Below are 12,812 nucleotides of genomic sequence, written 5' to 3' on the forward strand. Positions count from 1 at the left end.
ACGTCAGTCCGCGTCCCGCCGCGGCTCGGCCCCCGGCAACACCAAGCGTACGGAGCGCGGGAACGTCAGGTAGTTCCACCCCCAGTTGAGTAGCACCAGGGCGCGGTTGCGGAAGCCGATCAGCTTCAGCAGGTGGACCACCAGCCATAGCAGCCACGCCACGAAGCCTGTGAACGCGCGGCCCCCAAGATCGGCCACGGCTGCATTGCGACCGATCACCGCCATCATGCCGAGGTCGCGGTAACGGAACGGTTCCGGCGGCTGACCGCGCTCCAGGCGAAGGATGGTCCGTCCCGCGTGCGCGCCCTGCTGCATGGCGGTCTGGGCCACCTGGGGCAGCACCGTCCCGTCTTGCTCGAACCAGGCGAGATCCCCCACCACCAGGATCTCCGGATGGTCGCTCACCTGCAGCGAGGGGCCAACTGAGATGCGTCCTCCCCGGGCCACGGGGAGGCCCCAGGCGCCCGCGGCGGGGTCGCCCGCCACGCCGGCCGTCCACACCACGGTGGCGGTCGAAATCTCGGTTCCGCTGCGCAGTCGCACCTGGTCCGCCGAAACCCGGTCCACGACCGCCCCGAAGCGCACATCCACGCCCCGGTCCCGTAATCGTTCGTCCGCGTAGCGTGAGAGTCGCGGCGGCATGGCACCGAGCAACCGGTCCGCCGCCTCCAGGAGCACGATCTTGGGCTCCCTGCGCGGAATCTGAGGGTAGTCCGGATGAAGCGCGCCCAAGGCCAGCTCTGCCAGGGCACCCGCGTACTCGACGCCCGTCGGTCCCCCGCCCACGATCGTGAACGTGAGCAGGCGCCGACGTAGCGCCGCGTCCGCAGAGCGGGAAGCGTGCTCGAAGCAATCGAGGATGTGTGCCCGCAAGCGAATAGCGTCCGGCATGGTCCGAAGCGGAAACGCGTGCTCCGCAGCACCCTGCACGCCGAAGAAGTGCGCCACCGAGCCCAGGGCCAAGACCAGATACTCGTATCCGAGCGTGCCCGTGTCGGTGTGGATGCGGCGGGCGGCGGGCTCGATGGACAGCAAGGTGCCGAGGCGGAAGTCCACTCCCGTCCCGCGCAGGATCGAGCGGATGGGATGCGCGATGGACGTCGGTCCCAGCTCGGCGGCCGCGACCTGGTACAGGAGGGGATAGAACGTGTGGTACGGGTTCCGGTCCAGCAGGGTAACCGCGAGCGCCTGGCGCGCGAGCTCGCGTGCGGCCCAGATGCCCCCGAAGCCCCCTCCCACGATGATGACCCGGGGCCGCGTGGTCACCTCCCCGCCGCGCCCGCGCCGTACCGGAGCGTCCAGGCCCGGTACCCCCCTTCCAGGTTGCGGGAGTTGTGGTACCCGCGTTGGCGCAGCGCTTCGACCGCCTTGGCGCTGCGGACTCCCGTGGCGCAGTAGATCACGAGGGCGCGATCCGTGGGCAGCTCTTCGACGCGACGTTCGAGATCTCCCAGGGGAATCCAGAGCGCTCCCAGATGGGCCAGGTTGCCGGCCTGCCACTCGAAGGCCTCGCGTACATCGACGAGCAGCGGCGGCTGCGCCGTGCGAAGCTCGGCGTCCACCGCCTCGACCTCGACGCCGGGTACGGGTGCCGGTACGCCGCAGAACCGTTCATAGTCGATCAGCGCGGTGACCGTGGGTTGGTCGCCGCACACGGGGCAGGTGGGGTCGCGCTCGAGCTCGATCTCCCGAAAGCGCATCGCCAGTGCGTCGAAGAGCAGGAGCCGGCCGACCAAGGACTCACCCCGCCTCAGGATCCACTTGATCGCTTCCAGGGCCTGGATCGAGCCCACGATCCCGGGCAGCACGCCCACCACGCCTGCCTCCGCGCAGTTGGGCACCAGCCCTGCCGGTGGAGGCTCGCGGAAGAGACAGCGATAGCAGGGGCCGCCGGGTGCGGCGAACAGCGAGGCCTGCCCCTCCCAACGGAGAATCGCGCCATAGACGTTGGGGATCCCCAACAACACGCAGGCGTCGTTGACCAGGTAGCGCGTGGGGAAGTTGTCGGTCCCGTCCAGGACGAGATCGTAGCCGGCGAGCAGGTCGAGCGCGTTGGCGCTCGAGAGACGCTCTTCGTGCAACTCGAGCACGACGTGCGGGTTCACGTCCTGCAAGCGGTCGGCCGCGGAAGCCAGCTTGGTCCTGCCGATGTCGGAGGTGCCGTGGAGAATCTGGCGCTGCAGGTTGGTGAGGTCCACGTAGTCGAAATCGATCAGGCCGAGCGTACCGACCCCCGCAGCCGCCAGGTACAACGCCGCGGGCGACCCGAGCCCGCCGGCGCCCACCAGCGCGATGCGGGCCTCTCGCAGCGCGGTCTGCCCTTCCCGCCCGACCTCGGGGAGGACCAGGTGACGAGCGTAGCGAGCGAGCTCTTCGGAAGAGAGGGCAGCGTGGGAGGCGTCCATGCCCAGTGGACCCGCTCGGCCCGGGGGAGTTCCTCGAACCGGATGCCTGCGACCCACCTCGCGCCGGGGGGCGTTGCGGACCACATTGCCGCGTTCCTCCGTCGCGATCCGGGCTTGGCGCTCGGCGACGGCGTTCGCCACCCCGCCCACCCCACCGCCGATGGTCCTCCTCCGCGCACGCGCGCTGGTCGGTCTTCTCCTCCTGGTCGGCGTCTGCTGGTTGCTCAGCCGTGATCGCCGGGCCATCCCCTGGCGCGTGGTGGCGTGGGGTCTCGGCCTGCAACTGTTGTTCGGCGTGCTGGTGCTGCTCACTCCGGTCGGGGTGGCCGTATTCGGCACCATCAACGACCTCCTGCTGCAGATCCTCCGCTTCTCCGAGGCGGGATCATCGTTTCTGTTCGGAGACCTGATCTTCAACAACGTCCCGGTCGGCGAGGGTGTCGCCGGGAGCAATGCACCGCTGGTCGGCGCCGGTCAGACGGTTGCGCGCACCGGCGCCTACTTCGCGTTCCATGTGCTCCCCACCATCATCTTCTTCTCGTCGTTGATGGCGGTCCTCTACCACCTACGGATCATGCAGCGCGTGGTGCACGGCGTGGCCTGGGTGATGCACCGGACCATGGGTACCTCCGGCGCCGAGACGTTGGCAACGGCTGGTACCATCTTCGTCGGCCTCGTGGAGACCCCCTTGCTCGTGCGGCCCTACCTGGACCGCATGACCCGCTCGGAGATCTTCGCCCTGATGACTGCGGGGTTGGCCACGGTGAGCGGCGGAGTGCTCGTGGCGTACGTCGGTATGCTCTCGCCCTACTTCCCGGACATCGGCGGACACCTCATCTCCGCCTCGGTGATGTCCGCCCCGGCCGCGCTGGCTGTCGCCAAGTTGATGCTCCCCGAGCTCGAGGCACCCGAAACCGCTCGCTCGCTCCCGGTCGAATCGGAGGTCACGGAAGACGTCAACCTCCTCGATGCGGCAGGCCGGGGCGCCAACGAAGGGCTGTTCCTGGCCTTGAAGGTCGGAGCCATGCTGATCGCGTTCCTCGCGCTGCTCGAGATGGCCAACGCGGGGATCGGATGGGTGGGTCGGCTGGCCGGCATCGCCGACCTGTCGCTGCAGGGCATCCTGGGGTTGGTGCTGGCCCCCGTCGCCTGGATGATCGGCATCCCCTGGGTGGATGCGCACGCCGTGGGCGAGCTCGTCGGCGTCAAGACGATCCTCAACGAGTTCGTGGCGTTCGGACAGCTCTCCCGGATCATGGACGGGCCCGAAGCGCTGGGCGCCCGCTCGGCGGTGCTGGCCAGCTACGCGTTGGCCGGCTTCGCCAACTTCGGTTCCATCGCCATGCAGATCGCGGGAATCGGCGAGCTCGCCCCCGGCAAACGCGTTCTGATGGCCGAGCTGGGCCTGCGCGCGCTCGTGGGAGGTGCGATCGCGGCGCTGATGACCGCGGCAGTGGCCGGGATACTGCTTCCGTGACCGTCGAGCGCTTTCCCGACTTGTGGATCTCGGGCACGCTCACCTTGGACAGCACCGAGTTCGGAGGCGCGTGGCGCCGAGACGTTCCCGGAGGCTCCGCGCTCTACGGCGGAGCCGCTGCGCGGCTGCTCACGCCCGTGCGCCTGGTGGGAACGGTTGGAAGCGATTTTCCATTCCCCGACCTGGAAGACCTGTGGCGAAGTGGCGTCGACCCGACGGCGGTCGAGACCCTGGAGGGTCCGACATTCCGCTGGGGAGCCCGCTACGAGGCGGGCGGAGACCGACGGACCACACTGCATCGGGACGCCGGCGTTTCCTCCGGGCGACTGCCCCCGATCCCCCCGAGCGCGAGACGTCCACGAGCGCTCCTGCTGGCGAGCACCCACCCGGGCGTGCAGGCGCATGTGCGCAGGGAGTTGGCCGACGCGTCACCGGTGGGGCTGGACAGCATGGCCCATTGGTGGCGTGAGGAACGGGATGCGCTCCTCTCCCTCCTGGAGACCGTGCACGTCGCCTTCTTCGACGAAGAGGAGCTCGGCCTGGCCAGCGGCTTGGACGATCCTTCTCGTGCCGGTCGCTGGGTGCTCGAGCGGGGACCCCACACGGTGGTTGTCAAGCGCGGTTCACGAGGGGCGTGGATGCATCGCAGCGGCCGCGAACCCGTTCAGGTCACTGCGGTGCCCCTGGGGCAGATCGGCGATCCCACCGGAGCCGGAGACGCCTTCGCCGGAGCGTTCATGGCAGCTCAAGCGTGTGCCCCGACGCTCGGCGACGGCTACTCGCTGCGCTTCGCCACGGCGGCCGCATCCTTCGCAGCCGAGAGGATCGGGATCGAAGGGCTGCGCGGAGCCACCCTGCAAGCCGCCCAGACCCGAATGGACGCACTCCAGGTCACCAACCTCAACCACCCCCGTTGATGCGATTGCGCCCGACCTCCCAGGTCGAGAGGAACGCGTCTGCGCGCGACTGCAGCTCCTCCACGCGAGTCGCGTCCAGCCCCGCGCGCGAGGCCGCCTCGGCGACCTGGGCATACATGATGTAGTACTGCAGAGGGATGTTGAGCGTAGCGCGGTCCTGCCAGAGCTCGCGGTCCGCCAGGCTGCGTTCGGACAGCACCTTCTCACTCAGCGCCAGCGTGCGACCCAGAGCCACGTGCCCGCCGCCCATTTGGGGCGGGAGCTCCACCAACTCGGGATCGGCCTCCGCGTCCGGGCGGGTGGCTTCCAGTTTGACGGCGAGCCCATGGCGCACCGCCCAGCGCTCCAGACCCAGGCTCGACATCAGGCCGGCGGAGCTGGCGAAGAAGATCGGTCGCTTGCCGAGGCTGTCCCGGATGATGGCCAGCGAGAGCAGCTGTCCCCGGTCCAGGAAGGTGCCACCCTGGTAGGAGACGGCGACCGACCCGAGGCCCACCACCAGGTCGTCGCGACTCTGCCCACCCTGGACCCGATCCATGTCCTCCACCGGCAGGTTCGTGATGGGCGCGTCCGGAACGACAGTCGGCACCGCGTAGATGCCGAAGGCCTGCTCAGGATCGAAGGGCCGCTGGACCTCCGGCCGGGTGTGTCTCTGGAGCTGCTTGGGATACCACGAGGTATGGAGGTATTGCACCACCACCACCGTGACATCCTTGCGGATGTTCTCGACCTCCTGGGCGTACCAGAGCGGAAAGGTGTCGTTGTCTCCGTTGGTGAAGAGCACACCGTAGGGCTCGACGCTCATGAGCAGGTCGTGGGCCCAGTCCCTCGCGGCGTAGTCACCGCCACGGCTCGCCCAACTCCAGTTGAGCACCAACGGGAGCAGCGCGACCCCCAGCACGGGCGCGGCCTTCCAGGAAGCGAGCTCAGCCCCTCCTCGCTCGCCCACCATCCTCCAGAGTCCGGCGAGGCCGACCCCCACCAACACGCCCCAGACGGAGAAGCTGGCGACGAAGAAGTAGTCACGCTCGCGTACCTCGTGGAGGTTGAGGTCGGTGACTTCCGGCGCCAGCGAATAGCCGTACTTGAAATTCAGGTAGAAGACCAGGGCCAGCGTCAGGGTCCCGGCCAGCACCGAGAAATACGCGAACAATCTTCGATCGGCACGCCAGAGCGTCCACAGCCCGAACCCACCCAACAACAGCATCACCAGGGTCAGCGGGAGCCTGCGGCTTCCCGGAAGGTCGTTGGCGTCCAGCCCCCGCCCCCACTGCCAATCGAAATACTGGTAGTAGTTCAGGAGCTGGTGCGAGAAGGGCGCCTTGCGTTGCGTGACCGGCGGCTTGGCGTACTGCACACGCTGCAGGTTATCCGCCAGGGCGGGACATCCGGCCTTGCCGTTCGTGAAGACCGCCACGGCCGCGCCCCCCACGCTGTCGCAGACGGGTTCTCCTTCGTTGATCACGGGGTCCTGGGCCGCGCGGATCGGAAGGAAGAAGTTGACCGAGATGGCCAGAAGCGCTGCGGGGATGACCCGCATCCACAGCTGAGAGCGGAGCAGCACCGCTGGGGCCGTCAGGCCGATGAGCAGAAGGCCGGCCGGCAACGGCAACACGGACATCATGTGGTTCGTGGAGCCCAGCACCAGCAGGTAGATCGCCCCGATCAGATAGCGCTCGCTACCGGCCTCGTCACGCCGATCGTGCCAGCGCAGCGCGAGCCATGACGCCCACGCGATGATCAACGTGGAGACCGTATAGACCTTCTCGTTGACGTTCGACTGGTTCCAGACCGTGTAGGCCGTCGCGGACAGAAGGGCTGCGGCGAACGCGGCGAGGCGAGCCCGACGGTCGTCCCTCAGCACGGGCAGCAGGAGCCGGTGCGCGACCAGGAACCAGAGACCAGCCGATCCTGCGCTGGTTACGGCCGCGAACAAGTTCACACGCACCGCGACCGAGAGGCCCAAAGGAGCCAGCAGAAGCGTCCACGTGCGTGCCAACATCACGAACAGCGGGTTCCCCGGGGGATGGGGAATGCCGAGGATGTACCCGGTCGTGATGTACTCGCTCGTATCCCAGAAGGCCGTGGTGGGCGCAAGCGTGAGAACGTAGACGGCCAGGACCGCCAGCGCGGCCAGCGCCGCGCTGCCGTAGGGAGGCCTCGAATCGGTCATGCTTCGGAACCCGCAGGGATGCTCAGTTGCACGCGGCGATGAACGAGATTTCCACGATCCCCTGGGCGGGGATCTCATTGACGGCCAGCGCCACCCGCGCCGGAGGATCGGTCGGGAAGTACTCGCCGTAGACGTCGTTCATGCCGGCGTAGTCGGCGATGTCGGCCAGGTAGACGTTCCCCATCACCACGTCCTCGAAGCCCACCCCGATCTCCTCGAAGAGGCCCTTGAAGCTCTCCATCACGTTGCGGGTCTCCGCCTGGATGCGACCCTCCGTCATGGCCCGCGTCTCGGCCGTGGCACCCACCTTCCCCGCGAAGTAGATGGCTCCCCCGGCCCGTACGGCCTGGCTGTAAGGGAGGGTGCTGCTGGGGTTGATGGCCTCGCGAGCTTCGCAGCGGGCCTGCTGCGGTGGGGACTGGGCTTCGGCCTGGCAGCCGGCCAACACGGCGACGAGGGCGAGGGCATGACGGGCCCGCATGGCAGACGCTCCGGTCTCGGGTGTGATCGGGAAACCCCGGAAGCTCCTTGCGAGGTCCCTGACGCGCAAGGCGCGGCCTCGCGCGTGCGGAGTGACGCTCCTGTCCGGTTCTGGCGGCCCGGCAGCGGGCCCCGGTAGGTTCGCGCGATGCGATTCGCCTACGGCAGGGCCCTGCGCTACAGCCGCGCCTGGGCCAGAGGTCCGGCGCCCCTGGTGGAGGAGGAGATTCCGGTCCACTCCGACGGGCGCGTTGTCCCGGGGACCCTCTACCGGCCCCGCTCCGCACCAGGGCCGCTGCCCGGTTGGGTGGTGCTGCATGGGCTGACCCGCCCCGGTCGGTACCATCCCTCGCTGGTCCGCTTCTGCAGAGCGCTGTCCTCTTCGCCGGCCGTGGTCCTGTGCCCCGAGATCCCGGAGTGGATCGAGCTACGGCTGGCTCCTGAGCAGGCGCTCCCCGTCATCCGCCATGCGGTGCTCACGCTGTCGCGACGGCCGGAGTCCCATCCCCGACGCACCGGTCTGATCGGGTTTTCCTTCGGAGCACCGCAGGCCCTGTTGGCAGCCACCGATCCGACCCTGACGGAGGTGCTGGCCTGCGTGGCTGGCTTCGGAGGGTTCTTCGACATCGAACGCACGCTGCGCTTCCTGTTCACCGGCGACCACGAGTGGCAGGGACGGCAGCTGCACCGGCGGCCCGACCCCTACGGCAGATGGATCGTGGGAGCGAACTACCTGACTCACCTCGAACAGCATCGAGACGCCGGCCCCGTCGCCGCAGCGCTGCATTCCCTGGCGGTCGCCGCCGGAGAGCGGCGCATCGAGAGCTGGGACCCGGCACATGACCCACTCAAGGCGGAGTTGCGGGCGTCCCTCCCCACCACGCAACGACCGCTCTGGGACCTCTTCGTGCCGCCGGCAGGGGGGGATCCCACTCCCGAGCAGGCCGAACCGCTGGTTCGCGAGATGGCGGCGGTCATCCGTTCGTTGTCCCCTGCCATGGCACCGGACGAGTTCGTCGGTCGTCTCCGCACGCCGGTGCGCTTGATCCACGGGCGCTCCGACCACCTCATCCCCTATACGGAGACCCTACGCGCAGGCGCGGCGCTCCGTGGGCATCCTGACGCCCGCATCACGATCACCGGGCTCTTCGGACACTCGGAAGAGGGGGATGGCGCGGGCATGCGCGCCTGGGAGGGGCTACGACTGCTGCGGGCGTTGGCGGGGATCCTGGGAGCGGCGTGAGGCCTAGGGGACGCTCAGTCCCGCAGGCCCACATCCGACCGCAGGCGCCGCGTCGCCTCGTCGGACAACCGCAGCGCCGACGCCACCGTCTCCACCGCTGACGCGAGATCCCGATCCAAGGGAAGGATCCGGTCCTGCTCTAGAGGCGCGCCACCAAGGCCCGTGCGGCGGCGGCCACTTCCGGGTTCTTGTCGTCGACCGCCTGGCGGATGAGCTCCGTGGCGTGTGGCGTGCCCATGGCGCCCAGAGCGCGGTAGGCCGCGATGCGGACCGCCGTGGCCGGACGATAGAAGAAGGAGCCCAACGCGCGCTTCTCGATCGCGGGCACCGCCGAAGGATCGGCGATCTGTCCCAGGGAGCGCAGCACGATCATCTGCACGTCGTCGCTCTTCTCGTTCTCGAGCATCGCCAGCAGCGGTCGCATGGCGCGCTCCACACGCAGGTGGCCCACCGCCATGGCCGCGGCCTCGCGCACCTGCGCATCAGGATCCTCCAACACCGGCAGCAGCCGCGAGCCCGCGTCGTCTCCGCCGATCTTGGCCATGGCCATGACGGCGGCGCGCCGTACCCGTGCGTCGGGATGGGCAAGCGCCGGCGTGAGGCGATCCACGGTCCCCGGTCCCCCGACCTCGCCCAGGATATCCACGCCGTTACGGACGATGAACCAGCGCGAATCCTCGAGCATGGGGATCGAGACGTTGAAGGCGTGCTCTCCCATCGTGAAAAGCGCGTCGAGGAAGTTTCGACGAGCGGCCCGGGGAGGCACCTCCGAGAGCTCGTTCGCCAGAGCCGGCGCGATGTGATCGGGCAGCCGCCCCACCAGGCGCAGCGCCCGTTCGCGCTCATCCGGCTCCTTCGCCTCACCGAGCCGGCGCACCAACGTGGCGATGACCGGAGGTCGGCACAGCGAACGTGCCAGATCGTAGGGTCCGTCCGCCCCGAGCTCGGAGCCCAGGAGCAGGACCTCGACGGCATCGCACACCGAGTCGTGATCGCCGCCAGAGGCCAGCCGGTCGGCGCGATCGAGGATCGCGGCCCGGATGGTGGGTCTGCGGCCCGCCGGCCCACCCAGGAAGGCCTCCGCCATCTCAGCTACCGAGTTGAAGCTCTCGGGCGCGAAGGGGACGCCCTCGTCCTCCGGGGCGGCGCTCCAGTTGGGCAGGGACCGCGAGATCTCCAGTACCGGTTCTTCCGCCGGGACGTCCGGCGCCAGGGCCGTGATCGGAATGGGGCTGGAGGGCTGCGGTACCGTCTCGACCGGCGGCGCGAGCTCGGCCACCGGAGCTACGACGTCTTCCACCACGCGTGCAGGGCGATCGACCTCCTCCAACGCATCCGCCGCGCCCCAGGCCACCTCGCCGCTCGCGGCGTCCGGCTCGGTCGCTGCGGATCCATGGCTCGAGGCAGCAAGCGGCTCTTCGGGCGTGGGCGCCACCGGCATATCGGAGAGATCGGCCAGCGCCTGACGGAAGGCGGCGATCTGTGCCAGGTCGGTTTCCGTGCGGATGACCGGAGCGGCGTACGGATCGCCCGCCAGTCGGGCTGCGTCCGGGAGCTCGTGCGCAGCCTCGGCTGCGGGCGGCTCCTGTGCGTCGTCGTTGTCGAGGTCGTCCGCCTCCAGGAGACTCCAGAGCTCCTCTTCGACCTCCACCTCCTCGTCGGGCCCGTCCGCCGCGGCCGGCTCGTTCGGCTCGTCTTCCGGAGGTGCCGACCAGAAAGCCCCCACATCCTCCCAAGGCATGGGGGTGGCAGACTCATCCCAGGGCAGCTCGTCTTCCCAGGCCCCCTCGGACGCGTCGACCTCCGCAGCGTCCAACTCGGATACCACCTCGTCGGTCGGATCAGGCGCTTTGAAGGGATCGTCCACACCCAGGGCATCGGCCAGGGACGAGTCGTCGGCCGGGGCGCTCCACGACTCGCCCTCGACCCCCTCGGAGGCCCTCCACGCAGCGTCCAACTGCTCCAGGAACTCGGTCGCGGCCTCGTCGCCCGCAGATTCGTCGTCCGCGGCCGAGAGCGCGCGGTGCCACTCCGGCTCGGAAACGTCACCCGCAACGGGCTCCGCCTCTTCGAGCCCGAACGCGTCGCGCCAGTCGCCCGGCTCCTGCTCCTCCACGAGCGGGCCACTGGCGACCAGGTCCGTGACCACGTCCTCCAGCTCGATCGCCGAGGTGGGGTGGTGGCCATTCGCGGAAGCGTCGGTCGGATACGCAAAGGGGTCCGCGGTCGCGTCCTCGGAGTCGGACTCCTCCAATTCGACGCCGAACTCCGCGTGGTCTTCGGGGGCTTCGTGCTGGACCTCCGAGGTGGAGACGAGGTCGAAGGCACCGGTCGCCTCGACGTCGATGTCCTCCACGGTCTCTTCGAGCTGCAACGCAGCCGGCTCGCCCGCTTCGCCCGCCCACTCCTCTGGCTCCGACCACACGGGTGCCGCCGGAAGGGGGGATCCGTTGAAGGCGACCTGGATCGCGGCACCGGGGAGTGCCCCCAGGGCTCCTTCGAACGAGTCGTCCAGGGTGAGACGCACACGACGGAGGGCTTCGAGGAAGGCCTCGACCGCCTCGCTCTCCAGACGGGGCATCACGCGTAGTGCCGTGACGCCGACCCCGCGAAGGTCGCGGGACAACTCCCGCAGGTAGCCGTGGCGATCTCCGATGGCACGGCCCCCGGAACGAATCCCGGCCACCGTGACCTCCAGCTCCACGTGACCGAGGGCCTTTCCACAGACCTCCCGAATGGCCTCTTGCACGGTCGCATGCCGGACCGGGAAGATCTCGGAGAGCGTGTAGGCCCGCGCAAATGCCAGGACGAGGTCGTCGGACTCGGCGTCCGAGACCCGCTGACCCGGTGAATCCCGCAATGGCCGCAAGGCTCCCATTTCCTCCACTCCTCTCCCGGACCGGGAAGGACGAGCCGTATGGACCGTCCCCCCGTGCCGCGTGGGCGCCGACAGGCGCCATGGCCACGGCCCGGGAAATTCCCGAACGTTGGAGGGTTTTCCTGCTTCCAGACCGGAGGAATTCTTCGATGAACCCACCCGTCCGTACCCTTCCGAGGGGTGTCAGAGGCAAGAACGGCGCCAGATCCGCGTCGGGCGGGCGGTTCTTCCCGGGGCCGCTCCTCCTCGCGGCCCTGGCCTTGAGCTGCGGCAGGCCGCCCGGCGACCCGGTCGAAAGTGCCGACCCCGTGGCTACTTCCGCCGGTCGGACCCGGATCGTTCTGCTCGGCACCGGCACTCCCAACGCCGACCCCGAGCGCTCGGGGCCGGCGCTGGCAATCGTGGTGGACTCCGCCTCCTATCTCGTGGACGCAGGCCCCGGGGTCGTGCGTCGTGCGGCTGCTGCCGCAGCCCGCCACCGGATCTCGGCCCTGCAGCCACCCGGGCTGACCCATCTTTTTATCACCCACCTCCACTCGGACCACACGGTGGGGCTGCCGGACGTGATGCTGTCCCCCTGGACGCTGGACCGCACCGACCCCCTGCTGCTGTTCGGCCCGCCCGGCACCGCAGCCATGGCGGAGCATCTGCGGGCGGCCTACACGGAAGACGTGCGGGTGCGGCTGGAGGGACTGGAGCCCGCCAACCCGACCGGGTGGGAGACCGTCGCGCGCGACGTCGCCCCGGGCCTCGTCTTCGAGGACGAGCGCGTGCGTGTCTTCGCCTTCACCGTGCCGCACGGTTCCTGGGACGCCGCCTACGGCTACCGATTCGAAACACCGGACCGGACGATCGTGGTCTCGGGGGACACTGGACCGGGGGAAGCGGTCGTCGAAGCCTGCGCGGGGTGCGACGTGCTCGTCCACGAGGTCTACGCCGGCGAGGGGTTCCAGCATCGGTCGGGGCCCTGGCAGCGCTATCACTCCTCGTTCCACACGTCTGCCAGCGAGCTGGGGGAATTGGCCGCGCGCGCGGGCGCCCGCGCCCTGGTGCTGACGCACCTGCTCCTCTGGGGCGCATCCGTGGAGTCCGTCGTCGAAGAGATCCGCCAGCACTATCACGGCCCGGTCTTCGTCGGGAACGACCTGGATGTGTACTGATCCGGCCCGGTCCTCGATGGTTGGACAGGTTCCCCGCCCCGGTCGCATGTTGGCCCCACCCTCGGTTCGTCCCACGAAG

9 protein-coding genes are annotated in these 12,812 nt (G+C 69.3%); 4 read left to right on the forward strand and 5 right to left on the reverse strand.

Annotated elements, in window-relative coordinates; all coding sequences use genetic code 11:
• Positions 1 to 3: 3 nt before the first annotated feature.
• Both R3E10_05900 and moeB read right to left on the reverse strand, forming a co-directional pair.
• On the reverse strand, positions 4 to 1,266 hold the full coding sequence (locus R3E10_05900; protein ID MEZ4415267.1) for an NAD(P)/FAD-dependent oxidoreductase: 1,263 nt from the start codon (positions 1,264 to 1,266) through the stop codon (positions 4 to 6).
• Positions 1,263 to 2,405 carry a molybdopterin-synthase adenylyltransferase MoeB gene (gene moeB, locus R3E10_05905; GenBank protein ID MEZ4415268.1) on the reverse strand — a complete coding sequence of 381 codons (1,143 nt, stop codon included), beginning with the start codon at positions 2,403 to 2,405 and terminating at the stop codon, positions 1,263 to 1,265. The genes R3E10_05900 and moeB overlap by 4 nt, the downstream gene beginning before the upstream one ends.
• 160 nt (positions 2,406 to 2,565) lie before the next feature.
• Between moeB and R3E10_05910 the strand changes: the two genes are divergently transcribed.
• On the forward strand, positions 2,566 to 3,882 hold the full coding sequence (locus R3E10_05910) for a nucleoside transporter C-terminal domain-containing protein (protein MEZ4415269.1): 1,317 nt from the start codon (positions 2,566 to 2,568) through the stop codon (positions 3,880 to 3,882).
• Entirely contained in the window at positions 3,879 to 4,799 is a 921-nt protein-coding gene (locus R3E10_05915) for a PfkB family carbohydrate kinase (GenBank protein MEZ4415270.1), read from the forward strand. The genes R3E10_05910 and R3E10_05915 overlap by 4 nt, the downstream gene beginning before the upstream one ends.
• Here the strand turns inward: R3E10_05915 and R3E10_05920 are convergent.
• Complete coding sequence (locus R3E10_05920; GenBank protein ID MEZ4415271.1) at positions 4,783 to 6,972, reverse strand: DUF2723 domain-containing protein; 2,190 nt, start codon at positions 6,970 to 6,972, stop codon at positions 4,783 to 4,785. The genes R3E10_05915 and R3E10_05920 overlap by 17 nt on opposite strands.
• Before the next feature lie 22 nt (positions 6,973 to 6,994).
• On the reverse strand, positions 6,995 to 7,453 hold the full coding sequence (locus R3E10_05925) for a Rid family hydrolase (GenBank protein MEZ4415272.1): 459 nt from the start codon (positions 7,451 to 7,453) through the stop codon (positions 6,995 to 6,997).
• Between the two features lie 147 nt (positions 7,454 to 7,600).
• Between R3E10_05925 and R3E10_05930 the strand changes: the two genes are divergently transcribed.
• A complete protein-coding gene (locus tag R3E10_05930) occupies positions 7,601 to 8,695 on the forward strand; it encodes a hypothetical protein (protein MEZ4415273.1) in 1,095 nt (364 codons plus the stop codon).
• Between the two features lie 139 nt (positions 8,696 to 8,834).
• Here R3E10_05930 and R3E10_05935 read toward each other — a convergent pair whose 3' ends face one another.
• The gene (locus tag R3E10_05935) at positions 8,835 to 11,564 is read right to left on the reverse strand and encodes a HEAT repeat domain-containing protein (GenBank protein ID MEZ4415274.1); all 2,730 of its coding nucleotides are present in this window, start codon (positions 11,562 to 11,564) and stop codon (positions 8,835 to 8,837) included.
• 317 nt (positions 11,565 to 11,881) lie between these two features.
• Here R3E10_05935 and R3E10_05940 point away from each other — a divergent pair, with 317 nt between their 5' ends.
• Positions 11,882 to 12,733 carry an MBL fold metallo-hydrolase gene (locus R3E10_05940; protein MEZ4415275.1) on the forward strand — a complete coding sequence of 284 codons (852 nt, stop codon included), beginning with the start codon at positions 11,882 to 11,884 and terminating at the stop codon, positions 12,731 to 12,733.
• Positions 12,734 to 12,812: the final 79 nt, after the last annotated feature.

It is taken from the genome of Gemmatimonadota bacterium (genome assembly GCA_041390105.1).
In the GTDB taxonomy this organism is placed as follows: domain Bacteria; phylum Gemmatimonadota; class Gemmatimonadetes; order Longimicrobiales; family Gaopeijiaceae; genus JAGQIF01.

Bases quoted from the DNA above. Each gene is read 5' to 3' on its own strand.
- moeB (MEZ4415268.1), bottom strand. From the start codon at position 2,405: ATGGACGCCTCCCACGCTGCCCTCTCTTCCGAAGAGCTCGCTCGCTAC.
- R3E10_05910 (MEZ4415269.1), top strand. From the start codon at position 2,566: ATGGTCCTCCTCCGCGCACGCGCGCTGGTCGGTCTTCTCCTCCTGGTC.
- R3E10_05920 (MEZ4415271.1), bottom strand. From the start codon at position 6,972: ATGACCGATTCGAGGCCTCCCTACGGCAGCGCGGCGCTGGCCGCGCTG.
- R3E10_05925 (MEZ4415272.1), bottom strand. From the start codon at position 7,453: ATGCGGGCCCGTCATGCCCTCGCCCTCGTCGCCGTGTTGGCCGGCTGC.
- R3E10_05930 (MEZ4415273.1), top strand. From the start codon at position 7,601: ATGCGATTCGCCTACGGCAGGGCCCTGCGCTACAGCCGCGCCTGGGCC.